General features: G+C 63.6%; 26 protein-coding genes. 17 read left to right on the top strand and 9 right to left on the bottom strand.

What is annotated here, in order from left to right; all coding sequences use genetic code 11:
- Nucleotides 1-24 precede the first annotated feature (24 nt).
- The 3 genes from RA24_RS05570 to moaA are packed head-to-tail and all read right to left on the bottom strand — an operon-like array spanning nt 25 to nt 3402.
- The gene (locus RA24_RS05570) at nt 25-1083 is read right to left on the bottom strand and encodes a glycosyltransferase family 4 protein (protein ID WP_039190363.1); all 1059 of its coding nucleotides are present in this window, start codon (nt 1081-1083) and stop codon (nt 25-27) included.
- On the bottom strand, nt 1083-2390 hold the full coding sequence (locus tag RA24_RS05565; RefSeq protein ID WP_039145379.1) for a 3-deoxy-D-manno-octulosonic acid transferase: 1308 nt from the start codon (nt 2388-2390) through the stop codon (nt 1083-1085). Before RA24_RS05565 ends, RA24_RS05570 begins: the two co-directional genes overlap by 1 nt.
- Before the next feature lies 1 nt (nt 2391).
- Complete coding sequence (moaA, locus tag RA24_RS05560) at nt 2392-3402, bottom strand: GTP 3',8-cyclase MoaA (RefSeq protein WP_019296015.1); 1011 nt, start codon at nt 3400-3402, stop codon at nt 2392-2394.
- Nucleotides 3403-3493: 91 nt separating this feature from the next.
- Here moaA and RA24_RS05555 point away from each other — a divergent pair, with 91 nt between their 5' ends.
- Complete coding sequence (locus RA24_RS05555; RefSeq protein WP_019296014.1) at nt 3494-3946, top strand: hypothetical protein; 453 nt, start codon at nt 3494-3496, stop codon at nt 3944-3946.
- A gap of 70 nt (nt 3947-4016) precedes the next feature.
- Here the strand turns inward: RA24_RS05555 and RA24_RS05550 are convergent, their stop codons facing one another.
- Genes RA24_RS05550 through glmU form a run of 4 tightly spaced genes read right to left on the bottom strand, consistent with a single transcriptional unit; the run spans nt 4017 to nt 8435 of the window.
- Nucleotides 4017-4697: a DNA alkylation repair protein gene (locus RA24_RS05550; protein ID WP_039190361.1), complete on the bottom strand. Its 681-nt coding sequence runs from the start codon at nt 4695-4697 to the stop codon at nt 4017-4019.
- Entirely contained in the window at nt 4690-5253 is a 564-nt protein-coding gene (locus RA24_RS05545; RefSeq protein ID WP_039190359.1) for a pyridoxamine 5'-phosphate oxidase family protein, read from the bottom strand. The genes RA24_RS05550 and RA24_RS05545 overlap by 8 nt, the downstream gene beginning before the upstream one ends.
- Nucleotides 5254-5256: 3 nt before the next feature.
- Nucleotides 5257-7080 carry a glutamine--fructose-6-phosphate transaminase (isomerizing) gene (gene glmS / locus RA24_RS05540; RefSeq protein ID WP_039170560.1) on the bottom strand — a complete coding sequence of 608 codons (1824 nt, stop codon included), beginning with the start codon at nt 7078-7080 and terminating at the stop codon, nt 5257-5259.
- Nucleotides 7080-8435: a bifunctional UDP-N-acetylglucosamine diphosphorylase/glucosamine-1-phosphate N-acetyltransferase GlmU gene (glmU, locus tag RA24_RS05535; RefSeq protein WP_019296010.1), complete on the bottom strand. Its 1356-nt coding sequence runs from the start codon at nt 8433-8435 to the stop codon at nt 7080-7082. Before glmU ends, glmS begins: the two co-directional genes overlap by 1 nt.
- A gap of 131 nt (nt 8436-8566) precedes the next feature.
- Between glmU and RA24_RS05530 the strand changes: the two genes are divergently transcribed.
- Both RA24_RS05530 and RA24_RS05525 read left to right on the top strand, forming a co-directional pair.
- A complete protein-coding gene (locus RA24_RS05530; protein WP_039190397.1) occupies nt 8567-9229 on the top strand; it encodes an HAD-IA family hydrolase in 663 nt (220 codons plus the stop codon).
- A gap of 79 nt (nt 9230-9308) precedes the next feature.
- Nucleotides 9309-10502: a DegT/DnrJ/EryC1/StrS family aminotransferase gene (locus RA24_RS05525; protein ID WP_039190357.1), complete on the top strand. Its 1194-nt coding sequence runs from the start codon at nt 9309-9311 to the stop codon at nt 10500-10502.
- Here RA24_RS05525 and RA24_RS05520 read toward each other — a convergent pair.
- The gene (locus RA24_RS05520; protein ID WP_052269537.1) at nt 10490-10948 is read right to left on the bottom strand and encodes a CreA family protein; all 459 of its coding nucleotides are present in this window, start codon (nt 10946-10948) and stop codon (nt 10490-10492) included. The genes RA24_RS05525 and RA24_RS05520 overlap by 13 nt on opposite strands.
- 304 nt (nt 10949-11252) lie before the next feature.
- Here RA24_RS05520 and RA24_RS05515 point away from each other — a divergent pair, with 304 nt between their 5' ends.
- Nucleotides 11253-12413, top strand: coding sequence for an isovaleryl-CoA dehydrogenase (locus RA24_RS05515; RefSeq protein ID WP_039190355.1), 1161 nt, complete (start codon nt 11253-11255; stop codon nt 12411-12413).
- 96 nt (nt 12414-12509) lie between these two features.
- On the opposite strand, the gene RA24_RS05510 is transcribed toward RA24_RS05515, so the two are convergent.
- Nucleotides 12510-13112, bottom strand: coding sequence for an OmpW/AlkL family protein (locus RA24_RS05510; RefSeq protein WP_039190353.1), 603 nt, complete (start codon nt 13110-13112; stop codon nt 12510-12512).
- Between the two features lie 149 nt (nt 13113-13261).
- Here RA24_RS05510 and RA24_RS05505 point away from each other — a divergent pair, with 149 nt between their 5' ends.
- From RA24_RS05505 to RA24_RS05445, 13 genes are all read left to right on the top strand, one after another.
- Nucleotides 13262-14788: an AMP-binding protein gene (locus tag RA24_RS05505; RefSeq protein WP_039190394.1), complete on the top strand. Its 1527-nt coding sequence runs from the start codon at nt 13262-13264 to the stop codon at nt 14786-14788.
- Nucleotides 14788-15291, top strand: a complete 504-nt coding sequence (locus RA24_RS05500) for a hypothetical protein (RefSeq protein ID WP_039190351.1) — start codon at nt 14788-14790, stop codon at nt 15289-15291. The genes RA24_RS05505 and RA24_RS05500 overlap by 1 nt, the downstream gene beginning before the upstream one ends.
- A 100-nt stretch (nt 15292-15391) precedes the next feature.
- Nucleotides 15392-16996 carry a carboxyl transferase domain-containing protein gene (locus RA24_RS05495; RefSeq protein WP_039190350.1) on the top strand — a complete coding sequence of 535 codons (1605 nt, stop codon included), beginning with the start codon at nt 15392-15394 and terminating at the stop codon, nt 16994-16996.
- Nucleotides 16997-17005: 9 nt separating this feature from the next.
- The gene (locus RA24_RS05490; RefSeq protein ID WP_039190348.1) at nt 17006-18943 is read left to right on the top strand and encodes an acetyl-CoA carboxylase biotin carboxylase subunit; all 1938 of its coding nucleotides are present in this window, start codon (nt 17006-17008) and stop codon (nt 18941-18943) included.
- Nucleotides 18944-19021: 78 nt separating this feature from the next.
- The gene (locus RA24_RS05485; RefSeq protein WP_039190346.1) at nt 19022-19879 is read left to right on the top strand and encodes a hydroxymethylglutaryl-CoA lyase; all 858 of its coding nucleotides are present in this window, start codon (nt 19022-19024) and stop codon (nt 19877-19879) included.
- A gap of 20 nt (nt 19880-19899) precedes the next feature.
- Nucleotides 19900-20682, top strand: coding sequence for a crotonase/enoyl-CoA hydratase family protein (locus RA24_RS05480; RefSeq protein ID WP_039190344.1), 783 nt, complete (start codon nt 19900-19902; stop codon nt 20680-20682).
- A 233-nt stretch (nt 20683-20915) separates the two neighbouring features.
- Entirely contained in the window at nt 20916-21281 is a 366-nt protein-coding gene (locus RA24_RS05475) for an NADH-quinone oxidoreductase subunit A (protein WP_039190343.1), read from the top strand.
- Nucleotides 21272-21805 carry a NuoB/complex I 20 kDa subunit family protein gene (locus RA24_RS05470; RefSeq protein ID WP_019295997.1) on the top strand — a complete coding sequence of 178 codons (534 nt, stop codon included), beginning with the start codon at nt 21272-21274 and terminating at the stop codon, nt 21803-21805. The genes RA24_RS05475 and RA24_RS05470 overlap by 10 nt, the downstream gene beginning before the upstream one ends.
- Complete coding sequence (locus tag RA24_RS05465) at nt 21802-22227, top strand: ribonuclease E inhibitor RraB (protein WP_039190340.1); 426 nt, start codon at nt 21802-21804, stop codon at nt 22225-22227. Before RA24_RS05470 ends, RA24_RS05465 begins: the two co-directional genes overlap by 4 nt.
- Nucleotides 22224-22829, top strand: a complete 606-nt coding sequence (locus RA24_RS05460) for an NADH-quinone oxidoreductase subunit C (RefSeq protein ID WP_039190339.1) — start codon at nt 22224-22226, stop codon at nt 22827-22829. Before RA24_RS05465 ends, RA24_RS05460 begins: the two co-directional genes overlap by 4 nt.
- Nucleotides 22829-24052: an NADH-quinone oxidoreductase subunit D gene (locus RA24_RS05455; protein ID WP_193386823.1), complete on the top strand. Its 1224-nt coding sequence runs from the start codon at nt 22829-22831 to the stop codon at nt 24050-24052. The genes RA24_RS05460 and RA24_RS05455 overlap by 1 nt, the downstream gene beginning before the upstream one ends.
- On the top strand, nt 24049-24255 hold the full coding sequence (locus tag RA24_RS05450; RefSeq protein ID WP_039190337.1) for a hypothetical protein: 207 nt from the start codon (nt 24049-24051) through the stop codon (nt 24253-24255). The genes RA24_RS05455 and RA24_RS05450 overlap by 4 nt, the downstream gene beginning before the upstream one ends.
- Nucleotides 24255-25436, top strand: coding sequence for an NADH-quinone oxidoreductase subunit E (locus RA24_RS05445; RefSeq protein WP_039190335.1), 1182 nt, complete (start codon nt 24255-24257; stop codon nt 25434-25436). The genes RA24_RS05450 and RA24_RS05445 overlap by 1 nt, the downstream gene beginning before the upstream one ends.
- Nucleotides 25437-25446 lie beyond the last annotated feature (10 nt).

Below are 25446 nucleotides of genomic sequence, written 5' to 3'. Positions count from 1 at the left end.
ACCAGAAAGAAGCGGCGGCGGGCGTCAGTGCTCCAGCAATTCGCGGTAGATAGTGACGAGCGTTTCCGCTTCTTTCTCCAGCGCGAAGTTGGTCATGGCGTGTTTGCGCGCGGCCTCTGACCATCGCGCCAGCCGGCCTTCGGTAGACAGCACCTCGTTGATCGCGTCCACCATCTGGGTGGTTTCGCCCGGATCGATCAGCAGGCCGGTTTCCCCTGGCGCAATCAGTTCCTCAAAAGCACCGACGCGGGTGGCTACCGCAGGCACGCCGCAGGACATCGCTTCGAGCGGGGTGAGGCCGAACCCCTCCCATCGCTGCGGCGCCACATAGAGGTCCAGCGCCTGATACCAGCGGGACACCTCCCAAACCGGCACTTCCGGCGGGAACCGCAGGCGGTCCGATAGGCCAGAGGCTTCCACCTTGGCGCGCAGTTCCTTCTCGAAAGCAACGTGTTTTTCGGTGGCGCGGCCCATCACGATGCCAACCGCCTTGGGGTGTGCCTTCAGCACTTTCAGCATGGCGTCGACGAAAACATCAGTGCCCTTCTGCGCCCGGATGCGGCCGTAACAGCCGATCAGGATCGCATCCTCCGGCAGGCCCAGTTCGCGGCGCAGCGCCGCCTTGTCAGCAGGTGGAGCGAACTCTTCGGTGTTGATCCCGTGGTGCACCACCTGCGCAGGTTTCTCCAGGTAAGCCGCGCCTTTGGCGGAGGTGGCAATTACCCGGTCCATCTGCGAGATCAGCCACTTGGTGTAGCCGGAGTGATGGCGCTGCGAGGCGGAAGTGAACAAGAGTTTCAGCCGCTTGCCCAGCAGGTATTTCAGCGCCAGGCCGCCTAGCATTTCCAGATTGCGGCGGGCGTGCCAGACGCGGGCGCCTGCGGGGCCGTTGCGGTTCATCAGGATGAGCTGGGACACCGACAGATGCGGCATGTCCCCCGGCAGGCCACTGCCCGCGGTGGCGATGGCGATCTGCTGGCGCTGCAGCGGCACCAGTCGCACGATAGTGGAGGTGACGCCGGACAGGCGGCGCTTGAAGTTCGGCGCAATGACTTCGATTTTTTTGGCGTCAACTTGTGCCATCACGGCCTCCTATCGGACAGCAGTGCCAGCAGGGCGTCCACCGTCTTGTCCAGTTGATCCGATTGGCGGGATATGAATTGCCCGGCGGCTTCACGGGCGGCCTGAAAGACCTCCGGCTGCTCCAGCCATTTGGCAACCTGATCTGATAGTTCCGCCGCTGAGCGCACTTCTGCCGCGGCACCTAGGGCGGACAGTTCGGCATAGGTCTCGGCGAAATTGTAGTGTCCCGTGCCGGTGATCACCGCCGCACCTGCCTGCATCGGTTCAAACGGGTTGTGGCCGCCGATTTCGCGCAAGGAGCCGCCCAGGAACACCAGCGGGCAGAGCGCGTACCATGTGCCGACCTCGCCCAGCGTGTCTGCCAGATAGACCTGGGTTTGGGTGCCGGGCAGCACGCCCTTGCTGCGCCGTGCGCAGCTGAGGCCCGTGTCCTTGATCAGCGTTTCAACCGCATCGCCGCGTTCCGGGTGGCGGGGGGCGAGCAGCAGGCAGAGGTCCGGGTGCTGTTTCAGCAGCGCCTCATAGGCGTCCAGCACGGTTTCCTCTTCGCCTTCATGAGTCGAGGAGGCGACCCAGACAGGCCGCTCGCCAATGCTGCTGCGCACCTTGGCGAGGGTGTCCTGATCCACCGGCAGCGGCGCGGAAACGGCCTTGAGATTGCTGCCGGGGCGGATGCGCTCCGGTGCGGCGCCCATCGCCTGCAGGTTGGCGGCGGTTTTCTGGTTCTGGGTCACCAGCAGAGTGAACTGGTCGAGGATATACCGCGCGGTATCCGGGCGCTTTGTCCAGCCCTGCACCGATTTGTCCGAGAGGCGCGCGTTCAGCAGCACCAGCGGGCAGCCGGTCTTGCGGGCGCGCACCAGCATCTGCGGCCACAGCTCGCTTTCGACAAATACCCCCAGATCAGGTTTCCAATGGGCGAGGAAGCGGTCCACGGCGGCGGCGGTGTCCAGCGGCGGGAATTGGTGGCGGCAGCGCGGCGGCATCCGCTTGGCGATCAGCTCAGCCGAGGTGGGGGTGCCGGAGGTGATCAGGAACTCCGCATCCGGCATCTGTTCGCCCAAACGGGCAATCAGGGTCAGCACCGACAGGCTTTCGCCGACCGAAGCCGCATGAAACCAGATCAGCTGCCCGGCCGGGCGGGGCAGGGAGGCGTGGCCGAGGCGTTCACGCACCCGTTCCTCTGGCAGGCCGTAGTCGCGCAGCTTGCCCGCGACCTTGCGCCAGGCGAGGGGGGCAATCAGCGCGCTGACGCCGCAGTACAGGGAGTAGAGCAGCGTCCGTTGCGCTGGAGCGGTCCCGGGCATGTCAGCCGCCGGTGTGGCTCATGTGGCGGGACATCTGGCCGCCGGCCTCTTGCCGCGAATAATCAAAATCATGGCCGCGGGGCTTGTCGCCGATGGCGGCGCGGATCGCAGCCTCCAGCACGCCGGCGCCTTCCTCATTGGCGCGCAGGGGCGCCCGCAGGTCGGATTTGCCCTCCTGGCCGAGGCAGGTGTAGATCTCGCCGGTGCAGGTGACCCGAACCCGGTTGCAGCTTTCGCAGAAATTATGGGACAGCGGCGTGATGAAACCGATCTTCTGGCCGGTTTCCTCCAGCCGCACATAACGGGCCGGGCCGCCGGTGCGTTCGGCCAGATCGGTGACAGTGTAGTGGCTTTCGTATTCCTTGCGCACGTCCTTCAGCGACCAGTACTGGCCGATGCGCTCCATGGCGCCGATATCCTCGCCCATCGGCATCACCTCGATCCAGGTGAGGTCGAGGCCGCGTCCGGCGCACCATTCGGTGATCCGGGGCAGTTCTTCCTCGTTGAAGCCCTTCAGCGCCACCGCATTGATCTTGACCTTGAGGCCTGCTTTCTGCGCCGCATCGATGCCCTTCATCACTTGCGGCAGGCGGCCCCAGCGGGTGACATCGGCAAACTTCTGTTCGTCCAGCGTGTCGAGCGAGATATTCACCCGGCGCACCCCTGCGGCATAGAGATCATCTGCGTACTTCACCAGCTGCGAGCCGTTGGTGGTCAGCGTCAGCTCCTTGAGGGCGCCGGTGTCCAGATGGCGGCTCATCGACTGGAAGAAGGTCATGATGCCGCGCCGCACCAATGGCTCGCCGCCGGTGATCCGCAGCTTCTCGACGCCCAGCCGGATGAAGGTGGAGCAGAGGCGGTCCAATTCTTCCAGCGTCAGCAGATCCTTCTTGGGCAGAAAGGTCATGTTTTCCGACATGCAGTAAACGCAGCGGAAATCGCAGCGGTCGGTGACCGAGACACGCAGGTAAGTGATTGCGCGGGCGAAGGGATCAATAAGCGGAGCCGTCATGCCTCCTAGGTAAAGCGGGGCACCGCCCGCGGCAAGGGGGAGACGGCATTTGTGACTGGCAAAGAGTTTCGCAGCTGGCTAGGGTCGCCTCATGCGTATGACAGTCATTTCCCTTGCTTCGATTTCCCTGCTGGCGGCCTGTAACGGGATCCAGCTGAACTCTTCCATTCTGAACGGTTCCGGCGGACCAGCGGCGGCTGAGCCGCAGGACCCGGTGCTGCAGCCCTCACCTGGCGTTGATGTTGCTCCGGCGGAGCCGCTGGCGCCAACGTCGCCTTCCGCGCCTTCGTTCCTCGGTTCCGCCACCACAGTGGCCTCGCTGGGCGATCCGTCGCTGCCGGGGTTGTGGATGGAAACGCCGCTGGTGGCAGCAGAGCAGCAGGCGCTGATCCGTTCCAACCGAAATACCCAAGTGGTGTTGACGCTGAAACCGATCCCGGGCGAGGCTTCCGGCGGCAGCCGCCTGTCGATTGGCGCAATGCGGGCGCTGGGCCTGCCGCTGACAGAACTGGCTGAGGTGCAGGTGCTGCCCCCCGCAGGTTGAGCCTCTAATCAATAGGGAAAGCGCCCGCTTGCTTCGGCGGGGCGGGTGCCGGGCGGGACCTTTTGCTGGCCTAGATATCTTTCAGGTATTTCGCCGCTTCCTTGCGGGCAAACCCCTTCATGTCTTGCCCATGTTCCGCCAGGAAGGCGCGGGTGCGGTCTGCGTCGTGCTTACTGAGGTCGCGCAGCCACCAAGCCACTGCTTTCTGCATGAACCAGTCGCGGTCGGGCACATAAGTTGCGGCCCAGCCCAGGATGCGTTCGCGGGCTTGTTGATCAGCGGGCTTCAGATTGTTCATCTTGGCCCAGGGCAGGGTTGCGACCAGCGCCGCGCGGCGGGTCCACATGTGGTCCGATTGGCACCAGCTTTCTACCGCGTCCAGACGCGCCGGATCCGCCAGCAGCCGTTTAGAAATGGCAGAGCAGGCATGGTCGGCAATCGCCCAGCTGTCAAACTGCGGCACCCAGGACTGCAGCAGCTCCCAGACCGCCTGATCCTCCTTGATCCGCGCTTGTGTGAGCAGCTTGCCCGCGGCGATGCGGGCCTCGAAGATGTCGGTGTGCCACAGGGCGCGGGCCAGATCGACGCGCTCCGCCACGCTTAGGGACTGACGCCAGGATTTGGTCAGGTCGTTGGTGGCCGGGTTCGGCACCCCCAGAACTTCGCGCGCCTGCTTGTGATAGGCCGCCATCTGCTCTGCCCGGCCGGGTTCGGCCTGGGCTTTGAGCGCATCAAGATAGGGATCAATCATGTGTTTCCTTGACCGCGACCGGCACACCGGTCGGCTTGCCGTCGATGGTGGTCTGGTTTTTCTCTTCCCAATAGGCACGGATATCCGCGTCCGATTTTCCGTCGACCCACTTCTGCATGGTGTCGCGTTCGGACTGGTATTCCATGAAAGGCACCGCATAGCCGCAGGAGGTCTGAACCATATCGACCGAAACATCAAAGATCTGCCGGGCGCTGCGGTGGGCAGGAAACAGGGCGGCAAGGTCTTCCCAGCCGTTGTCCCCGGCATGCAGAACCTTGGCAGTGCCATAGGCGCGCAGGATCAGCGGGCGGGTGGTGAAGGAGCACCACATCAGGGTCATCCGGTTCACCTCCAGGAGGTGGCCCGCGGTTTCATTGCCGCTGCCGGTCAGGTTCATCCAGACAATCCGGTCCGGCCCCAGTACCCGCAGCGAGTCCATCCCTTTGGGGGAGATGTTCACGCGCCCCTCCACCCCGGCGGAGCCGGTGAAGAACATGTGCTGCTCTTCAATGAACTTGCGGTGGGCGTCTTCGATATGCGGGAACTGCTTGGCCATGGCTCACTCCACCGTTACTGATTTCGCGAGGTTGCGCGGCTGGTCCACGTCGGTGCCTTTGGCAACTGCGGTGTGATAGGCCAAGAGCTGCGCCGGAATGGCATAGAGGATCGGTGACAGCGCCTCTTTGACCTTTGGCATCCGGATCGCGCACCAGACGTCGTCGCCGGCTTCGTCAATGCCGCCCTGATCGGAGATCATCAGCACCTTGCCCTTGCGGGCCAGGACTTCCTGCATGTTGGACACGGACTTGTCGAACAGCGAGTCCTTGGGCGTCAGCACCACCACCGGCATGTTCTTGTCGATAAGCGCGATGGGGCCGTGCTTCAGCTCGCCGGAGGCATAAGCTTCGGCGTGGATGTAGCTGATTTCCTTCAGCTTCAAGGCGCCTTCCAGCGCCAGCGGGAACATCAGGCCGCGGCCCAGGAACAAGACGTCACGGGCTTCGCTGACCTTCTGCGCCGCTAGGCGGATCGCCTCGTTCTGCTCCAGCGCTGAGGACAGCACATTGGGCAACCCGCGGATTGCGGTGGCGTACTCCGCCATTTCATCGGCAGTCAGATGCCCGCGGTCGCAAGCGGCCTTGAGCGCCAGCGCCAGCAGCACCGTCAGCTGGCAGGTGAACGCCTTGGTGGAGGCGACGCCGATTTCCGGCCCGGCAAAGATCGGCAGCGCCAGATCGCTTTCACGCGCGATGGAGCTTTCGGGGACGTTCACCACCGACAGGATCTTGTCCGCCTTCTCCTGGCAGTAGCGCAGCGCGGCCAGAGTGTCGGCAGTCTCACCCGATTGCGACACGAACAGCGCCAGCGTTTTGCCGGGGATCGGCGGTTCGCGGTAGCGGAACTCGGAGGCGATATCGACCTCGACCGGCAGGCGGGCGATTTGCTCGAACCAGTATTTGGCGGTGAGGCAGGCATAGAATGCGGTGCCGCAGGCAACCATGGTCAGCCGCTCGACTTGCGAGAAATCCACGCCTTCGCCGGGCAGGCGCACGGCGTTTTCCTCGACCGGCAGGTAATGACGGATCGCCTCAGCAATCACATGCGGCTGCTCGGCGATTTCCTTGGCCATGAAATGCTTGTGGCCGCCCTTGTCGACCTGCGAGGAGTCGATCTGGATGGTCTTGGTTTCGCGGTTCACCAGTTCGCCGTGGGCATTGCGCAATTCCGCACCCGAACGGGTGACAACAGCCCGGTCGCCTTCTTCCAGATAGGTGATCCGGTCGGTCAGCGGCGCCAATGCGATGGCGTCGGAGCCCACGAACATCTCGCCGTCGCCATGGCCGATTGCCAGCGGCGAGCCCTTGCGGGCCGCGACGATCAGGTCCTCTTCGCCATCAAACAGGAAGGCCAGGGCAAAGGCGCCCTCCAACTGGTCCAGCGTTTTGAAGGCGGCATCGACGGGGGTGTACCCCTCTTTCAAGTAGCGCTCCGTCATCAGGGCGACGGTTTCGGTATCGGTCTCGGTGCGGAACTCCATGCCGCAGTTCAGAAGCTCTGCGCGGAGTTCCTTGTAGTTCTCGATAATGCCGTTGTGCACCACTGCGACGGAACCGGCGCGGTGGGGGTGGGCGTTGCTGACAGACGGCGCGCCATGGGTGGCCCAGCGGGTGTGGCCAATGCCAGCCTTGCCGGCCAGCGGTTCGTGCACCAGAAGGTCGGAAAGGTTCACCAGTTTGCCCACTGCACGGCGGCGGCGCAGGGCGCCGTTGTTCACCGTGGCGATCCCAGCGCTGTCATAACCGCGGTACTCCAGCCGTTTCAGCGCCTCGACCAGGATCGGGGCGGCCTCGTGATTGCCCAGTACGCCGACAATTCCGCACATCACTTGGCTCCCTTCTGCAGGCGGGCCTTCTTGGCGCGCAGCATATCCATCAGCTTGCGCGCACGGCCCGGTTTGTTGCTCTGTTCGGCGCGGGCAATGGCCAGGTCGCCGTCTTCCACATTCTTGGTCACCACTGCGCCGGTTGCGGTCATCGCCTCGTTGCCGACCCGGACCGGAGCCACCAGCATGGTGTTCGACCCGATGAAGGCGCGGGCGCCGATCTCGGTGCGGTGCTTCATCACCCCGTCATAGTTGCAGGTAATCGTGCCTGCGCCAATATTCGTGGCCTCGCCGACAGAGGCATCGCCGATGTAGCTGAGGTGATTGACCTTGGCGCCCTCGGCAATCTCGGCGTTCTTGATCTCGACGAAGTTTCCGATGTGGGTGTTTTCCGCCAGCTCCGCACCGGGGCGCAGGCGTGCATACGGCCCGACCTTGGCGCCGCGGCTGACGTGGCAGCCCTCCAGATGCGAAAACGCCCGGATAAGCGCGCCGCTTTCCACGGTGACGCCGGGGCCGAACACCACGTTAGGTTCGATCACGGTGTCGCGGCCGATGAAAGTGTCAAAGGCCAGATAGACGGTTTCCGGCGCCATCAGGGTGACACCCAGCTCCATCAGGTCTTCCCGCGCCTGCGCCTGAAACAGCGCATCCGCCTGCGCCAGCTCGGCGCGCGAGTTGACGCCGAGCGTTTCCGCCTCATCGCAGGACACGGCGGTGACGTTCAGACCCTCGCGCCGGGCCAGTTCCACCAGATCGGTCAGGTAGTATTCGCCCGATGCGTTTTCATTGCCGACCTTGGCAATCAGATCGAACATCGCGCTGGCCTTGCCCGCCATCAGGCCGGAGTTGCAGAAGGAAATCGCGCGCTCTGCCTCAGTGGCGTCCTTGAACTCGACAATCTTCTCCAGGCAGTCGCCGTCCATCACCAGGCGGCCATAGCGGCCCGGGTCGGCGGCCTCGAACCCCAGCACCACCAGGTCGGCACGCTGGCGGGCCTCCACCATGCGCTCCAGTGTTTCGGCGCTGACAAAGGGCGTGTCGCCATAAAGCACAACCACATCGCCCGCGAACCCGTTCAGCGCAGTGCGGGCCTGATCGACCGCATGGGCGGTGCCAAGCTGTTCTTCCTGCAGGACAACTTCGGCCTCTTCGTCGATTTCGGCAACTGCCGCACGCACCTCATCCGCCCCGTGGCCCGCCACGATGATGGTGCGCTCCGGTGCCAGTGTGCGGCCCGCGGCCATCGCGTGCTCCAGCATCGGCGCCTGGGCAATCGGGTGCAGCACTTTGGGAAGGTCGGAGTTCATCCGCGTGCCTTTACCGGCCGCCAGGATGACAAGGGCAATGCTCATAATCGCTTTTCTCTTTGTCTTTTTAGCGCTCCCGTTTTATCCGCTAACAGGCGGGGCGCAAGGGATAGCGCCATCAAACAAGATTGCGGGCTGCAACATGCGGCGGCGGAAAAATGCCGAAAGGGCAGGACATGCGAACGGTTATCTTCGATCTGGACGGCACGCTGGCGGATACTTCCGGCGATCTGCTGGCCGCAGCCAACGCCTGTTTCCGGCAGATGGGGCTGGGCGATGTTCTGGACCGGCCGGAGGATGCTGCTGTTGCCCTGCGCGGCGGCCGCAACATGCTGGCAACCGGCCTGAAGCGGACAGGCAAGTTCGATCAGGCCACAGTTGATGAGTTCTATCCGGTGCTGCTGGAGGCCTACCGCGACGCCATCGACCACCACACCGTGCTCTATCCAGGGGCAATGGAGGCCGTGGAGGTGCTGAAAACTGCAGGCTACGGCGTCGGCATCTGCACCAACAAGCCGGAAGGGCTGGCGGACCAGCTGATGCGCAGCCTGGGTGTCAGGGATGCCTTTGCCTCGCTGGTTGGCGCCGATACGCTGCCGGTGCGCAAACCCGATCCCGCGCCGCTGTTTGAGGCTGCCCGGCGCGCTGGCGGCGACCCGGCCCGTACCCTGCTGGTGGGAGACAGCGATACCGACCGCACCACCTCGGCAAATGCCGGTGTGCCGTCGGTGCTGGTCACCTTCGGTCCCTCGGGCGATGATATGGCCGCGCTGAAGCCGGAGGCGCTGCTCGACCGGTTCGAGGACCTTCTGGAGGTCGCAGACCGGCTGATTGCGTGATCCCGCAACTTAGTTTCGGGATATTCATCTGTCCGGCTTCCCCCTTGACCGCTGGCCGCCCGCGGCTCACAAACGCCGCATGAGCGAAAAGTTTACCGGGTCATTCACCCAGCAGGAACCCATCCCCGAAGTCGCCATCGAGGCCGCGCTGGCGGTGCTCCGCAGCGGGCGGCTGCACCGCTATAACGTCGCAGAGGGCGAGGCGGGCGAAACCGCGCTGCTGGAGCAGGAATTCGCGGCGCAGATGGGTGCGAAATACTGTCTGGCTGTAGCCTCTGGCGGCTATGCGCTGGCAACCTCGCTGCGCGCTGTCGGGGTGAAGCCTGGCGACAAGGTGCTGACCAACGCCTTCACCCTGGCGCCGGTGCCGGGATCCATTGCCTCTGTCGGGGCGGAGCCGGTGTTTGTCGAAGTCACCGAAGACCTGACCATTGATCTGGATGATCTGGCGGCCAAGGCGGATCAAGCCAAGGTGCTGATGCTGTCGCATATGCGCGGGCATCTGTGCGACATGGACCGGCTGATGGAGATCTGCGATGCCGCCGGTATCACCGTGATCGAGGACTGCGCCCATACCATGGGTGCTTCCTGGAACGGGGTGCTGTCGGGCCGCCATGGTGCGGTCGGCTGCTACTCCTGCCAGACCTACAAGCATGTGAACTCGGGCGAGGGCGGGCTGCTCATCACCGATGACGAAGAAATCGCCGCCCGCGCCATCATGATGTCTGGCTCCTACATGCTCTATGGCCGCCACTTGGCTGCGCCGGGACCTGAGGTGTTCGAGCGGGTGAAGTACGAGACCCCCAACATCTCGGGCCGGATGGACAATCTGCGTGCTGCCATCCTGCGGCCGCAGCTGCGTGATCTGGATACGCAGGTGCAGCGCTGGAACGACCGATACCGTGCGGTGGAGGAGGGCCTGCGCGGCACGCCCGGCCTGACGGTGGTGGAGCGTCCCGCGCAGGAGGTTTACGTCGGCTCCTCAATCCAGTTTCTGCTTCTGGACTGGTCCGAGGAGGCGGTGCAGGAGGCTGTCCGCCGCTGCGCCGCCCGCGGGGTGGAGCTGAAGTGGTTCGGCACGCCGGAGCCCGTCGCCTTCACTTCCCGTTACGACAGCTGGCGCTACGCGGACACGCCGCGGCTGCCGCAAAGCGACCGCATCCTGGCAGGCATCATCGACATGCGGGTGCCGCTGACCTTCAGCCTGGAGGATTGCGCGCAGATCGCCCGCATCATCCGGGCTGAGGTCTCCGCCGTTTATCAATCCGCCTGAAAGAGCGGCACCGTCGAGATCGAAACCTTGGCGGACCCGTCGGTCAGCTCTGCCGCGTGGGCGGCATAGATCAGGGTCTGGTTGGCCTCGTCGAAGATCCGCTTGACCCGCAGTGACTTCAGGATGATGGAGCGCGACGCGCGGAACACGTCCTCGCCATCGCGGCCGCGGTCGATTTCGCCCACAGTAATGGGACCGGTCTGGCGGCAGGCGATGGAAGCATTTGAGGGATCCTCGAACCAGTTGCCCTTGGACAGCCGGTCGATCAGCCCGCGCTCGAAATAGGCGATATGACAGGTCACGCCTTTGACCTTGGGGTCGGCGATGGCTTCAATAATGATGTCGTTTCCGACCCAGTCGACACCGATCTGCCCGACCTCCTCGGCGGCAGCTGGCAGGCCTGTTAGGCAGAATGCTGCGGCCAGGACGGGGGTTGCTCGTGTCATTTGAAACTCCTCTGGATTTCTGGCGGGGCAGGATTTCCGCGTCTGTCTGTTAACGCCCGCACGCGGAAAAAGATCCCCACTCACTGAAATGCCAACCGGAATTCTACGAGAATTCCGGCCCGGAAGACACGTGTTTTCCGTTCTGTTTTCCGTGCCGGAAAACGGTGCCTCCTCGGTCCGGCCGGTCTTCCGCTTTCGACGCTGCGTCCGGGGCAGCGGGACCGCCATTGACCCGAATCGAAGGCTCCTTTATTGAATTGAACAACTGTTCATATAATCGGCTCTGGCCTGGAGGATCTGCGGGATGTTCAACGCAAGCATGACTTTCGATCTTGGTGAGGACGTGAACGCGCTGCGCGATGTGGTTCACCGCTGGGCGCAGGAGCGCGTCAAGCCGATGGCGCAGGAGATCGACCATAAGAACGAATTCCCGGCGGAGCTGTGGAAAGAGATGGGTGAGCTGGGTCTCCTGGGCATCACTGTTCCGGAAGAGTTCGGCGGCGCCGGCATGTCCTACCTGGCCCATACCGTCGCGATTGAGGAGATCGCCCGTGCCAGCGCGTCCGTGTCGCTGTCCTACGGCGCGCATTCCAACCTCTGCGTCAACCAGATTAAGCTGAACGGCAACGCCGAGCAGAAAGCGAAATACCTGCCGCGGCTGCTGTCCGGCGAACACGTCGGCGCGCTGGCAATGTCCGAGGCGGGCGCGGGCTCCGACGTGGTGTCGATGAGCCTGCGCGCGGAAAAGCGCAACGATCACTTCCGCCTGAACGGCAACAAGTACTGGATCACCAACGGCCCCGACGCCGATACCCTGGTGGTCTACGCCAAGACCGATCCGGAAGCGGGCTCCAAGGGCATCACAGCCTTCCTGATCGAAAAGGAATTCAAGGGCTTCTCCACCTCCAAGCACTTCGACAAGCTGGGTATGCGCGGCTCCAACACGGCTGAGCTGGTGTTCGAGGACGTGGAGGTTCCGTTCGAGAACATCCTGGGTGAAGAGGGCAAAGGTGTGCGCGTGCTGATGTCCGGCTTGGATTACGAACGCGTTGTGCTGGCTGGCATCGGTACCGGCATCATGGCCGCCTGCATGGACGAGATGATGCCCTACATGAAAGAGCGCAAGCAGTTCGGTCAGCCGATCGGGAACTTCCAGCTGATGCAGGCCAAGATCGCTGACATGTACACGGCGATGAACACCGCCCGGGCTTATGTCTATGAGGTTGCCAAATCCTGCGACAAGGGCACCGTGACCCGTCAGGACGCCGCAGCCTGCTGCCTGTACGCGTCTGAGGTCGCGATGACTCAGGCCCATCAGGCGGTGCAGGCCTTTGGCGGCGCGGGCTACCTGTCCGACAACCCGGTGGGCCGCATCTTCCGCGATGCCAAGCTGATGGAGATCGGTGCGGGCACCAGCGAAATCCGCCGGATGCTGATCGGCCGCGAGCTGATGGGCACCATGTAAAAACAAAAAACCCGCGCATCCCAAGGGGCGCGCGGGGTTGAAACAGGCCCGGCGGCACGAGGCCAGCCGCCAGGCCGTAACCGGACCCTCTAAGGATCAGAAGCGGTGCACGTAAGCGAAGTTCACGACAACCGGGTCAATCTCTGCGGTGCCGATGCCGGCGCCGTTCAGGGTTGCGTCGGTGTCGATGTCCATCCAGCGGACGTTGAACCGCAGCGCGCCATTGTCGGAGATCTGGTAGTCGGCACCGGCGTTCACCGCGACGCCAAAACTGTCGTCCAGCTTGAGCGTGCCAAGCGCGGTCTCTTCCTCGAAGAAAGTGGTGTAGTTCAGGCCAAGGCCGAGAAACGGCTTGATCACACCTTGGGTGGGGAAGTGGTAGTTGACCGACAGTGTCGGCGGCAGCTGCTTGGCCGAGGCCGCGTAGGCGCCGTTCAGGTTGATGTCATGCTCAAACGGCGAGGCTGCCAGCAGCTCGACGCCCCAGTTGTCGCGGAAGAAGTACTCAACGGTCAGCGACAGCGCGGTGCCGTCATCGATGTCAGCAAGCGCGCCCGCCAGGGTGCCGTTGCCGGACTTCGGATTCACGTTGGCGATACCAACGCCAACGGTCCAATCGCCACGCTCTTGGGCCAGGGCGGGGGCGGCCATTGCGGCCAGGGCGGAGGTCAGCGCAAGCGCGGAAACCATGCGTTTCATGGGGTGCGTCCCTTTTCTTGTGTTTACCCGGCAGTGATGCACCCGCAGGCGGCCGAAAACTCTGATCTGAGTCAAAACTGTCCGGTGCTACCTGTTGAAAACACAGCAAAATGCCGCATGGCCGCTATGCGTTTCAGGAATGTCTAAATATGCATGTTGAACGTAACATTCCGGGGTTTCGCGCAGACGGCAGCTGGGACATGCCAGAGCATCTCAACATGGCGGCGCAATGCCTGGCGCAGCCAGCCGATGCGCTGGCACTGATTGACATGACCGGCCCCGCGCGCCGGGACATTACTTATGGCGAACTGGCGGCAATGACAGACGGGCTGGCGCGCTATCTGCTCACCCGCATCCAGCCGGGCGACCGCGTGGGCGTGCTTCTCAGCCAATCGCCCTGGTGCGCCGCTGCGCATCTGGCGGTGTGGAAGGCTGGCGGCATTTCGGTGCCACTGTTCAAGCTGTTCAAACACGATGCGCTGGCCTCGCGCGCCGGCGACGCGGGCGTGCGGTTTGTTTTCACCGATGCCGAGGGCGCGGAGCTGCTGGGGGATCTGGCCGAGGCCGTGATGGCCGACACAGCCGGGATTGACGGCGGCCCGGTGCCTTTCGCCGACACCACCCCGGAAACCCCTGCTGTTCTGATCTACACCTCCGGCACCACCGGCAGCCCCAAAGGCGCGCTGCACGGACACCGGGTGCTGACCGGCCATCTGCCGGGTGTCTCCATCAGCCACGACCACCTAGGCCAGCCCGGCGATGTGCTCTGGACCCCTGCGGACTGGGCCTGGATCGGCGGTCTGTTCGACGTGCTGATGCCGGGTCTGGCACTGGGTGTACCAGTGGTGGCCGCGCGGCTGGAAAAGTTCACACCCGAAGCCTGCGCGGATCTGATCGCCAAGGCCGGTGTCCGCAACATCTTCTTCCCGCCCACCGCGCTGCGGATGCTCAAGGCGGCGGGGCAGGGGCTCGACGGCCTGCGTTCCGTTGCCAGCGGCGGAGAGCCCCTGGGCGCGGAGATGCTCGCCTGGGGCCGGCGGCAGCTGGGCGTGACCATTAACGAGTTTTACGGCCAGACCGAATGCAACATGGTGGCCTCCTCCTGTGCCGCAGATTTCGAGCCGCGCCCGGGCTGCATCGGCAAGGCGGTGCCGGGGCATGAGCTGGCGGTGATCGACGAAGCGGGCAACCTCACGAAAGGTGAGGGAGACGTCGCCATCCGCCGCGGCTCCGCCTCGATGCTGCTGGAATACTGGAACCGGCCCGAGGAGACGGCGGCCAAGTTCCGGGGCGAGTGGCTGGTGACCGGCGACCGCGGCATCTGGGAGGGCGAGTACCTGCGCTTTGTCGGCCGCGAGGATGACGTGATCACCTCCGGCGGCTACCGTATCGGCCCGGCAGAGATCGAGGATTGCCTGCTGACCCACCCCGCGGTGGCGACAGTGGGGGTGGTGGGCAAGCCGGATAAGCTGCGCACCGAGATCGTCAAGGCCTATGTGGTGCTGAAAACGGGAGCCGCGGCCTCCGAGAAAGAACTGCAGGATTACGTGAAGGACCGCCTCGCACATTACTCCTATCCGCGTGAAGTGGAATTCCTCGATGCCCTTCCGATGACCGTGACCGGCAAGGTGATCCGCAGGGAACTGAAGGCGCGGGCGGCGGGGGAGGTGAACTGATGAAACAGCCGGCCCTTTCCGTTGTTGCAGCCTGTGCTTGCGCTTTGGGCGCGTCCTTTCCTCTTACTGCGGCAGGTGAGGAGACCCCCGTTTTTGATACAGCCGGTTTTCTGAGCGCTTGCACCAGCTTTGTCCCCGATGTCGGCTTTGCGGTTCCCATGGACACTCAATGCGTCTCGCAGGCCGTCCGCATGTGTAACATGAGCCAAGAAAACAAAGATTTACAGTACTGTGTTGACAGCGCCGCGGCGTGGTTGGAGGCGGATGGAGAGCGCATCGTTAGCCAGATGCCCGGCTTCGACAAAAGTGTTCTTGATGGCAACGGGCCTGCAGGTCTGTCCCTGCCCATGCCTGCTTTGGGTGACGCTCCCGATTGTACCAAGATTTCGGACCCCAATTTGCCTTCCGAATTAGTGTGCCGCTATTCGGAGACACTTTCGGAATGGCTCAAACTAAGAGTTCTGATGCGCAGTGAGGATATTAACGGGGAGGCAAGCCAATGACCCCAGGTGTTGCATACCCGGCGTACGCTGCCCCAACCGGAATGAAAGACATTTCCCGTATAACGGGACACAGCCTAACCCCTACAATGGGAGAGTGGACATGAAACTCACATCCAAGGCGATGCCCTCCTCGGACGGCTTCAAGCAGAACCGCGAGGCGCATCTGGACGCGCTTGCGCAGATCAGCGAGGCGGCTGAGGCCGCGCGCATGGGCGGCGGCGAGAAATCCCGCGCCCGCCACGAAAGCCGCGGCAAGATGCTGCCGCGCCGCCGGGTGGCGAACCTGCTGGATCCTGGCTCTCCGTTCCTGGAGATCGGCGCCACCGCGGCGCATGCCATGTATGACGGCGCCGCGCCCGCAGCGGGCGTGATCGCGGGCATCGGCCGGGTGCACGGGCAGGAGGTGATGGTGGTCTGCAACGACGCCACCGTGAAGGGTGGCACCTATTACCCGATGACGGTCAAGAAGCACCTGCGCGCGCAGGAGATCGCCGAGGAAAACCATCTGCCCTGCATCTATCTGGTCGACAGCGGCGGCGCCAACCTGCCCAACCAGGACGAGGTCTTCCCCGACCGCGACCACTTCGGGCGCATCTTTTACAACCAGGCCCGGATGTCGGCCAAGGGCATCCCGCAGATCGCGGTGGTCATGGGCTCCTGCACCGCGGGCGGCGCCTATGTGCCGGCGATGTCGGATGTCACCATCATCGTGAAGGAGCAGGGCACCATCTTCCTGGCCGGCCCGCCGCTGGTGAAGGCTGCCACGGGCGAGGTCGTCAGCGCCGAGGACCTGGGCGGCGGCGATGTGCACACGCGCCTCTCAGGCGTGGCGGATTATCTGGCCGAGGATGACGCTCATGCGCTGGCGCTGGCGCGGCGCGCGGTGCAGTCGCTGAACATCACCAAGCCGCTGACTGTGAACTGGGCAAGTCCCGAGGAGCCCGCCTACGATCCTGAGGAAATCCTCGGCGTGGTGCCGGGCGACCTGCGCACGCCTTATGACATCCGCGAGGTGATCGCACGGCTGGTCGACGGTTCCCGCTTCGACGAGTTCAAGCCGCGCTTTGGCGAAACCCTGGTGACCGGCTTTGCCCACCTCAAGGGCTGCCCCATCGGCATCATCGCCAACAACGGGGTGCTGTTCTCCGAAGCCGCCCAGAAAGGCGCGCATTTCGTGGAACTGTGCAGCCAGCGCAAGATCCCGCTGGTGTTCCTGCAGAACATCACTGGCTTCATGGTCGGCCGGAAGTACGAAAACGAGGGCATCGCGCGTCACGGCGCCAAGATGGTGACGGCGGTGGCGACCACCAATGTGCCGAAGGTGACGATGCTGGTCGGCGGCTCCTTTGGGGCCGGCAACTATGGCATGTCCGGCCGCGCCTATTCCCCGCGCTTCCTGTGGACCTGGCCGAACTCCCGGATCTCGGTGATGGGCGGCGAGCAGGCCGCGGGCGTGCTGGCGACAGTGAAACGCGACGCCATCGAACGCCAGGGCGGCAGCTGGAGCACCGAGGAAGAAGCTGAGTTCAAGCGCCCCACCATCGAGATGTTCGAGGAGCAGAGCCACCCGCTTTATGCCTCCGCGCGTCTCTGGGATGACGGCATCATCGACCCGCGCAAATCCCGCGACGTGCTGGCCCTGTCGCTGAGCGCCGCGCTGAACGCCCCGATCGAAGATACGCGCTTCGGCGTCTTCCGGATGTGAGGATCTCCCATGTTTGACAAAATCCTGATTGCCAACCGCGGAGAGATTGCCTGCCGCGTGATGGAAACCGCCCGCGCCATGGGGGTGCGGACCGTGGCCGTTTATTCCGATGCCGATGCGGCCTCCAAACATGTGGCACTGGCGGATGAGGCCGTGCACATCGGCGGCCCAGCCCCGGCGGACAGCTATCTGAAGGGCGACGAGATCATCCGTGTCGCACAGGAAACCGGTGCCCAGGCGATCCATCCGGGGTACGGCTTCCTGTCGGAAAACCCGAAATTCGTCGAGGCGGTGGAGGCTGCGGGCCTGACCTTTATTGGTCCCTCGGCGGATGCGATCCGCAAGATGGGCCTTAAGGACGCTGCCAAGGCGCTGATGGAGGAGGCCGGCGTGCCGGTGGTGCCGGGCTATCACGGCACCAATCAGGACCCGGAGTTCCTGGCCGGCGAGGCGGAGAAGATCGGCTATCCGGTGCTGATCAAGGCGGTTGCCGGCGGCGGCGGCAAGGGGATGCGGCTGGTTGAAAAGCCTGCCGAATTTGCCGATGCCCTGAAAAGCGCGCAAGGCGAGGCTACCACAGCCTTCGGCAACCCGGATGTCTTGATTGAGAAGTACATCCAGCAGCCGCGCCATATCGAGGTGCAGGTTTTTGGCGACGGGACCCACGCGGTGCATCTGTTCGAACGCGACTGCTCCCTGCAGCGCCGCCATCAGAAGGTGATCGAGGAAGCCCCCGCGCCGGGCATGACCGCCGAGATGCGCGAGGCGATGGGCCAGGCCGGCGTGCGTGCGGCCGAAGCCATCGGCTACAAGGGTGCAGGCACGGTAGAGTTCATCGTCGACGGCTCTGACGGGCTGCGCACGGACGGGTTCTGGTTCATGGAAATGAACACCCGCCTGCAGGTGGAGCATCCGGTTACCGAGCTGATCACCGGCATTGACCTGGTGGAATGGCAACTGCGGGTGGCCTCGGGCGAGAGCCTGCCTGCCAAGCAGGAAGACCTCACCATCACCGGCCACGCATTTGAGGCGCGGCTTTATGCCGAGGACGTGCCCAAGGGCTTCCTGCCCGCAACTGGTACGCTGACCCATCTGTCCTTCCCGGCAGAGGCCCGCGCCGACAGCGGTGTGCGGGCAGGGGACACCATCAGCCCCTGGTACGACCCGATGATCTCCAAGGTGATCGTGCACGGCTCCACCCGCAAGGTGGCTCTGTCGCGGCTGGCCCGCGCGCTGGAGGAAACCGAAGTCGGCGGAACCGTCACCAACCTGGCCTTCCTTGGCGCACTGGCTGCGCATGAGGGCTTTGCCAACGGCGAAGTGGACACCGGCCTGATTGCCCGCGATCTGAACGCGCTGACCGCGGCGCCGGTGGTGGAGCTGCGCCACAAGGCGGCGGCCGGCATGGTGGCGCTGGATCTGGTGGAGGCCGCAGTGGACACCGGCTTCACCCTCTGGGCGCCCCTGCACCGGGCTGTCACCCTTTCCCATGCGGGCGAGGAGTTCACCGCGGACGTGCAGGTGGACGGGCCGGACCGGCAGCTTTGGACCATTGATGGCGAAACTGTCGTGGCCGAACGCAGCCAGGGCCAATGGCGCATTGATGAGCGCCGGATGCCCGCGGTTTCGCAGTCGGGAACGCTGATCACCGTGCATGATGCCTATGGGCTGGAGTTCACCGCGATTGACCCGCTGGACCGCGATGCAGCGGCGGGCGGCGACAGCAACGTGATCGAGGCGCCGATGCCGGGCCTGGTCAAGGCGGTCTTTGCCGAAGCCGGCCAGGCGGTGAAAGAGGGAGACCGGCTTGCCATCCTGGAAGCGATGAAGATGGAGCATTCGCTGCTGGCGGCCCGCGACGGCGTGGTGGCCGAGGTTCTGGCCGCTGCCGGCGATCAGGTTGAGGCCGGCGCGGCGCTGGTGCGGCTGGAAGACGACGACGTCTGATCCGGTTCCGGGGCGGCGCACCTGCCGCCCCCGCTGCGGTTTGAGAATTTTTGGAAAGATGAAGCCGGAGGGCATTCCATGGGCGAATTTGCCGAAATCTTCGAGGTTGGCCCGCGCGACGGGCTGCAGAATGAAAAGCGCGAGATTCCGGTTGCGGAAAAGGTGGCGCTGACCGATTGCCTGAGCCGGGCCGGGTTCAAGCGCATCGAAGTCGCCAGTTTCGTTTCGCCCAAATGGGTGCCGCAGATGGCGGGCAGCGCAGAGGTGCTGGCGGGCATCACCCGCGCCCCCGGTGTGCGTTATGCGGCGCTCACTCCCAACATGCGCGGCTACGAGGATGCGGTGGCTGCCAAGGCCGATGAGATTGCGGTCTTTGCATCGGCTTCCGAAGGGTTCTCCAAGGCCAACATCAATGCCACCATCGAGGAAAGCATCACCCGTTTCCTGCCCATTCTTGAGGCCGCCAAGGAGATCGGCCTGCCGGTCCGGGGCTATGTCTCCTGCGTGACCGACTGCCCCTATGATGGGGCCACCCCGCCCCAGAAGGTGGCAGAGGTGGCCGAACGGCTGTTCTCGCTTGGCTGTTACGAGATCTCGCTGGGCGACACCATCGGGCAGGGAACACCGGAGGCGATCACTGCAATGCTCAAGGCAGTCACTGCGCGGGTGCCCGCGGCACAGCTGGCAGGCCACTACCACGACACCGCGGGCCGGGCGCTCGACAATATCGAGGCGTCGCTGGCGCAGGGGGTGCGGGTGTTCGATGCGGCCGTCGGCGGCCTCGGCGGCTGCCCCTATGCGCCGGGCGCGGCGGGCAATGTGGCAACGGAAGCGGTGCACAAGCGCCTAACGGAATTGGGCTATAACACTGGGCTGAACGCAGATGTGCTGGAAGAGGCCGCAGCACTCGCCCGGGCCATGCGCGGCCTGCAGTAAGAATTCAGCGGAGACACAAGATGTTCGAGACAATCACCCTGGACACCGACGCCCGCGGCGTCTGCACCCTGACCCTGAACCGGGCCGAGAAGCACAACGCCATGTCCGGCCAGATGCTGCAGGAACTTACCCTGGCGGCAAAGCGGCTGGCCGAGGATGACACGGTCCGGGTGGTGGTGCTGACCGGGGCCGGCAAAAGCTTTTGCGCAGGCGGCGACCTTGCCTGGATGCGGGCGCAGATGGATGCCGATGCCGAAACCCGCGCGCGTGAGGCGCGGGTGCTGGCGGAGATGCTGATGGCGCTCAACACCCTGCCGAAGCCGCTGATCGGCGCGGTGCAGGGCAACGCCTTCGGTGGCGGTGTCGGAATGGCGTCGGTTTGCGACGTCGCCATTGGTGCGGATCATCTGAAGATGGGGCTGACCGAGACCAAGCTGGGGCTGATTCCCGCCACCATCGGCCCGTATGTGATCGCCCGCATGGGCGAAGCCAAGGCGCGCCGGGTGTTCATGTCGGCGCGCCTGTTCGGTGCGGCAGAGGCCGTGGAGCTGGGTTTGCTGGCCAAGGCGGTGCCCGCTGAGCAGCTGGGTGAGGCGGTCGAGGCAGAGGTCGCGCCCTACCTGAACTGTGCTCCCGGGGCGGTGGCAGCGGCCAAGAAGCTGGCCCGCGATCTGGGGCCGCAGCTGGATGACAGCGTGATCGACCATACAATCAAGGCGCTTGTGGAGCGCTGGGAAGGGCCGGAGGCAGGCGAGGGGATCGCGGCGTTCTTTGAAAAACGCAACCCGGCATGGCAAAGCTGAAAAGCGGCATATCTGACTCACGTTTTCATGGCGGCTGCAGTTCCCTCTGCGGCCGCTTTTCTTATGAAAACGCTTGGGAATTATCCCTGTGTTGCAACAGTGCTTTTTCTATCCAAACCCCTGTGGATTAACCTCGCTTTAGTTGACGCTCCCCGGGCGCGGGGGTATGCACAGTCCAAATCAACACGCCAATTGACGCCGCGCGGAAAACCGCCCGGGGAAAGGAGCTGCTCTTGGAAGAGATGTTGAGGGAATACCTGCCGATCCTGGTCTTCCTGGGTGTTGCGGCAGGTCTGGGGACAGTCCTGATCCTGGCAGCCGTTGTGCTCGCGGTCCGCAACCCGGACCCGGAAAAGGTCAGCGCCTATGAATGCGGTTTCAACGCCTTTGACGATGCCCGCATGAAATTCGATGTCCGGTTCTACCTGGTTTCGATTCTCTTCATCATTTTCGACCTGGAAATCGCTTTCCTGTTCCCTTGGGCTGTCGGTTTCAAGGACATCAGCGACCTCGGCTTCTGGTCGATGATGGTGTTCTTGGGCGTGCTGACCATCGGCTTTGCCTATGAATGGAAGAAAGGGGCCCTGGAATGGCAGTGATGACCGGACCCAACACGGCGGGCGTGGACAAAGAAGTTGTCACCCGGGCCATCAATGCCGAGCTTCAGGACAAGGGGTTCCTGCTCACCTCGGCTGAGGACATCATCAACTGGGCGCGCACCGGCTCGCTGCACTGGATGACCTTTGGTCTCGCCTGCTGCGCGGTGGAGATGATGCACACCTCGATGCCGCGCTATGACGCTGAACGCTTCGGCATCGCGCCGCGCGCCTCGCCGCGCCAGTCGGACGTGATGATCGTCGCGGGCACCCTGACCAACAAGATGGCGCCAGCCCTGCGCAAGGTCTACGACCAGATGCCCGAGCCGCGTTACGTGATCTCAATGGGCTCCTGCGCCAACGGCGGCGGCTACTACCACTACAGCTACTCCGTGGTGCGCGGCTGCGACCGGGTTGTGCCGGTCGACGTCTATGTGCCCGGCTGCCCGCCGACGGCTGAGGCGCTGCTGTATGGCCTGATGCAGCTGCAGCGCAAGATCCGCCGCACGGGGACGCTAGTGCGATGAGTGACGTTCAGTTGCCGCCTCCATCCCAAGGGCTTGTTTTCGAGAACTCCGCGATCCTTGAGCGTTTGAAGCGCGATGGAGTGGATCTTGGCCGAAAGCAGGAAATTAGCTTCATCGTCGAGTTTGCAAGCAAATCTCAAGCTGAAAGTTTTCGTTCAGCAATGCGCAAGCTGCTGCCGTCAGTTAAATCGGAACTCGGCCTGAAAGAGTGCATGTTTGTACTTTGCAGATATGAGGACGAAGGCCGCTTTGAGCTTCGTACTTGCGTTGAAATGCTGGCTGATGCCTATGTGATTTCTGGCCTGGAAACAGTCTTGAACACGGTTGCGCCTGAGTTCAGTGGAAGTGATTGCTGTTGGGAGTTTCCCGATACGGCCAATGGGGATGCAGTGAGACAATCGGCTAGGAGGGCAGTGCAATGACAGAAGCACTGAAAGAACTCGGCGCCCAGATCGAAGCCAAACGCCCCGACTGCGTGGTGGCCTGGGATGTGTCCTTTGATGAGCTGAACATCGACGTTACACCCTCGAACATCGCCGGTCTGGTGGAGTTCCTGAAGCTGGACGCCAACTGCAAGTTTTCGACCCTGGTGGACATTACCGCGGTGGACTACCCCGACCGCGCCAAGCGGTTCGACGTGGTCTACCACTTCCTGTCGATGTACCGGAACCAGCGCATCCGCCTGCGCGCCGCGGTGCGCGAGGATGAGATGGTGCCCTCGATCGTGGATGTGCACCCCTCGGCCAACTGGTTCGAGCGGGAAGTCTACGACATGTTCGGCATCCTGTTCTCCGGCCATCCGGACCTGCGCCGCCTGCTGACCGACTATGGCTTCCGCGGCTACCCGCTGCGCAAGGATTTCCCGACCACCGGTTACACCGAGGTCCGTTACGACGAGGCGCAGAAGCGCGTGGTCTACGAGCCGGTGAAGCTGGTGCAGGAATACCGCCAGTTTGATTTCATGTCCCCGTGGGAAGGTGCCGAATACATCCTGCCCGGTGACGAGAAGGAGGGGGCGCAATGATGGACGGCTCCAAATTTGACGACGGCAGCGTCGACGCGCTGAGCGGCGAGCAGAAGATCCGCAACTTCAACATCAACTTCGGCCCGCAGCACCCTGCGGCGCACGGGGTTCTGCGTCTGGTGCTTGAACTCGACGGCGAGATCGTTGAACGCTGCGACCCCCACATCGGCCTGCTCCACCGGGGCACCGAGAAGCTGATGGAAAGCCGCACCTACCTGCAGAACCTGCCGTATTTCGACCGCCTCGATTACGTGGCGCCGATGAACCAGGAACATGCCTGGTGTCTGGCCATCGAAAAGCTGACCGGCACCGAGGTGCCGCGCCGCGGCCAGCTGATCCGGGTGCTGTATTCGGAAATCGGCCGGGTGCTGAACCACCTCCTCAACGTCACCACGCAGGCGATGGACGTCGGCGCGCTGACCCCGCCGCTGTGGGGCTTTGAAGAGCGTGAAAAGCTGATGATCTTTTACGAGCGGGCCTGCGGCGCGCGCCTGCACGCGGCCTATTTCCGCCCCGGCGGTGTGCATCAGGATCTGCCGGACGAGCTGCTGGACGATATCGACCTTTGGGCGATGGAATTCCCCAAGGTGCTGGACGATATCGACGGCCTGCTGACCGAAAACCGCATCTTCAAGCAGCGCAACTGCGACATTGGTGTGGTGACCGAGAAGGACATCCAGGAATACGGGTTCTCCGGCGTCATGGTGCGCGGCTCCGGCCTCGCCTGGGATCTGCGCCGCGCGCAGCCCTATGAATGCTATGACGAGTTCGAGTTTCAGGTGCCGGTCGGCAAGAACGGCGACTGCTACGACCGTTATCTCTGCCGGATGGAAGAGATGCGCCAGTCGACCTCGATCATCCGCCAGGCGATTGCCAAGCTGCGCGAAGCCACCGGCGACGTGCTGGCCCGCGGCAAGCTGACCCCGCCCAAGCGCGGCGACATGAAGACCTCGATGGAAAGCCTGATCCACCATTTCAAGCTGTACACTGAAGGTTTCCACGTCCCAGCAGGCGAGGTTTACGCCGCCGTCGAGGCGCCCAAGGGCGAGTTCGGCGTCTATCTGGTGGCGGACGGGTCCAACAAACCCTACCGCTCCAAGATCCGCGCGCCGGGCTTCCTGCACCTGCAGGCGATGGACCACGTTGCCAAGGGCCACCAGCTGGCCGACGTCGCCGCCATCATCGGCACTATGGACGTTGTGTTCGGGGAGATCGACAGGTGACAAAGAGATTTCGAGACCGAGAAACCGGTGAAGAGTTCGAGTTGCATCGGTTTGGTGAGGATGGCTTTCGTCTGGAGATCGCTTTTGATTCCATCGACGAATGGGATCGTTTCCAAAAAATCGCTCGCGGTGCACGAATGCGTAATCTGACAAAAGGGGGCGCTCCAAGCCTCAAGTCACTAGAGAACTTGGAAGAAATCTAATGCTTCGCCGTCTGCATTCCGAACAACCCGACAGCTTTGCCTTCACCCCGGCCAACCAGGCCTGGGCTGAGGCGCAGATCACCAAATATCCTGAGGGCCGCCAGGCCTCTGCGGTCATTCCGCTTTTGTGGCGTGCGCAGGAGCAGGAAGGCTGGGTCACCAAACCCGCGATCGAGGCCGTCGCCGACATGCTCGGCATGGCTTATATCCGGGTGCTGGAGGTTGCCTCCTTCTACTTCATGTTCCAGCTGCAACCGACCGGTTCCGTTGCCAATATCCAGATCTGTGGCACCACGTCCTGCATGATCTGCGGCGCCGAGGACCTAGTTGCGGTCTGCAAGGAAAAGATTGCCGAGAAGCCGCACACTCTGTCGGCGGACGGCAAGTTCACCTGGGAAGAGGTCGAGTGCCTTGGCGCCTGCACCAACGCCCCGATGGCGCAGATCGGCAAGGACTACTACGAAGACCTGACCGTCGAGAGCTTCACCAGGCTTCTGGACGATCTGGCCGCAGGCAAGGTGGTTGCGCCGGGCCCGCAGAACGGCCGGTACGCGGCTGAGCCGAAATCGGGTCTCACCTCGCTGACCGAGTTCGACAGCGGCAAGACGCAGTACAACGCAAGCGCGCAGCTGGCGATGGATATCAAGGATGGCGTCAAGCGTATCCAGGGCGATGAAGTGCCGCTGCTGACCCCCTGGGTCGGCAAGGACGGCGTAGTTGCCGGCCGCGCTGCCGAAGGCCAGCCGCCGAAAGCCCCCGAGGCGCCCAAACCTGCTGTGAAGCAGGCGGAGGAAGCCGCCAAGGCCGCGCCGAAGAAGTCTGCCGCGGCTGAGCCCGCTTCGCCGGAAGGTGCTGCGGCTAAGCCTGAAGACGCTGCGGGAGAGGAAACCAAGCCGCTGGTCTTGAAAGAAGCCCTGGGCGGCCTTCCGGATGACCTGAAGCTGCTGAAGGGTGTTGGCCCCAAGCTGGAAGAGAAGCTCAACAGCCTTGGGTTCTTCCACTTTGAGCAGATCGCCGAGTGGACCGAGGCCGAAGTCGCCTGGGTCGATGCGCGGCTGAAGTTCAAGGGCCGCATCACCCGCGACGGCTGGATCGAACAGGCCAAGCGCCTGCAGGTGGGCGACGAAACCGAATTTGCCAAACGCGCCAAGGCGGAAGGCATCTACAAAGACGACGAGTAACGGGCGGCGG

The sequence above is a fragment of the Leisingera sp. ANG-M6 genome, from assembly GCF_000813905.1.
Lineage (GTDB): Bacteria > Pseudomonadota > Alphaproteobacteria > Rhodobacterales > Rhodobacteraceae > Leisingera.
The sequence above is the reverse complement of the archived record's forward strand: the minus strand, read 5'-3'. Positions and strand labels throughout refer to the sequence as shown.

What these genes read in the sequence shown, in the direction of transcription:
- RA24_RS05570 (WP_039190363.1), bottom strand. Translation starts at nt 1,083, where the DNA reads ATGGCACAAGTTGACGCCAAAAAAATCGAAGTCATTGCGCCGAACTTC.
- RA24_RS05565 (WP_039145379.1), bottom strand. Translation starts at nt 2,390, where the DNA reads ATGCCCGGGACCGCTCCAGCGCAACGGACGCTGCTCTACTCCCTGTAC.
- moaA (WP_019296015.1), bottom strand. Translation starts at nt 3,402, where the DNA reads ATGACGGCTCCGCTTATTGATCCCTTCGCCCGCGCAATCACTTACCTG.
- RA24_RS05555 (WP_019296014.1), top strand. Translation starts at nt 3,494, where the DNA reads ATGCGTATGACAGTCATTTCCCTTGCTTCGATTTCCCTGCTGGCGGCC.
- RA24_RS05550 (WP_039190361.1), bottom strand. Translation starts at nt 4,697, where the DNA reads ATGATTGATCCCTATCTTGATGCGCTCAAAGCCCAGGCCGAACCCGGC.
- RA24_RS05545 (WP_039190359.1), bottom strand. Translation starts at nt 5,253, where the DNA reads ATGGCCAAGCAGTTCCCGCATATCGAAGACGCCCACCGCAAGTTCATT.
- glmS (WP_039170560.1), bottom strand. Translation starts at nt 7,080, where the DNA reads ATGTGCGGAATTGTCGGCGTACTGGGCAATCACGAGGCCGCCCCGATC.
- glmU (WP_019296010.1), bottom strand. Translation starts at nt 8,435, where the DNA reads ATGAGCATTGCCCTTGTCATCCTGGCGGCCGGTAAAGGCACGCGGATG.
- RA24_RS05530 (WP_039190397.1), top strand. Translation starts at nt 8,567, where the DNA reads ATGCGAACGGTTATCTTCGATCTGGACGGCACGCTGGCGGATACTTCC.
- RA24_RS05525 (WP_039190357.1), top strand. Translation starts at nt 9,309, where the DNA reads ATGAGCGAAAAGTTTACCGGGTCATTCACCCAGCAGGAACCCATCCCC.
- RA24_RS05520 (WP_052269537.1), bottom strand. Translation starts at nt 10,948, where the DNA reads ATGACACGAGCAACCCCCGTCCTGGCCGCAGCATTCTGCCTAACAGGC.
- RA24_RS05515 (WP_039190355.1), top strand. Translation starts at nt 11,253, where the DNA reads ATGTTCAACGCAAGCATGACTTTCGATCTTGGTGAGGACGTGAACGCG.
- RA24_RS05510 (WP_039190353.1), bottom strand. Translation starts at nt 13,112, where the DNA reads ATGAAACGCATGGTTTCCGCGCTTGCGCTGACCTCCGCCCTGGCCGCA.
- RA24_RS05505 (WP_039190394.1), top strand. Translation starts at nt 13,262, where the DNA reads ATGCATGTTGAACGTAACATTCCGGGGTTTCGCGCAGACGGCAGCTGG.
- RA24_RS05500 (WP_039190351.1), top strand. Translation starts at nt 14,788, where the DNA reads ATGAAACAGCCGGCCCTTTCCGTTGTTGCAGCCTGTGCTTGCGCTTTG.
- RA24_RS05495 (WP_039190350.1), top strand. Translation starts at nt 15,392, where the DNA reads ATGAAACTCACATCCAAGGCGATGCCCTCCTCGGACGGCTTCAAGCAG.
- RA24_RS05490 (WP_039190348.1), top strand. Translation starts at nt 17,006, where the DNA reads ATGTTTGACAAAATCCTGATTGCCAACCGCGGAGAGATTGCCTGCCGC.
- RA24_RS05485 (WP_039190346.1), top strand. Translation starts at nt 19,022, where the DNA reads ATGGGCGAATTTGCCGAAATCTTCGAGGTTGGCCCGCGCGACGGGCTG.
- RA24_RS05480 (WP_039190344.1), top strand. Translation starts at nt 19,900, where the DNA reads ATGTTCGAGACAATCACCCTGGACACCGACGCCCGCGGCGTCTGCACC.
- RA24_RS05470 (WP_019295997.1), top strand. Translation starts at nt 21,272, where the DNA reads ATGGCAGTGATGACCGGACCCAACACGGCGGGCGTGGACAAAGAAGTT.
- RA24_RS05465 (WP_039190340.1), top strand. Translation starts at nt 21,802, where the DNA reads ATGAGTGACGTTCAGTTGCCGCCTCCATCCCAAGGGCTTGTTTTCGAG.
- RA24_RS05460 (WP_039190339.1), top strand. Translation starts at nt 22,224, where the DNA reads ATGACAGAAGCACTGAAAGAACTCGGCGCCCAGATCGAAGCCAAACGC.
- RA24_RS05455 (WP_193386823.1), top strand. Translation starts at nt 22,829, where the DNA reads ATGGACGGCTCCAAATTTGACGACGGCAGCGTCGACGCGCTGAGCGGC.
- RA24_RS05445 (WP_039190335.1), top strand. Translation starts at nt 24,255, where the DNA reads ATGCTTCGCCGTCTGCATTCCGAACAACCCGACAGCTTTGCCTTCACC.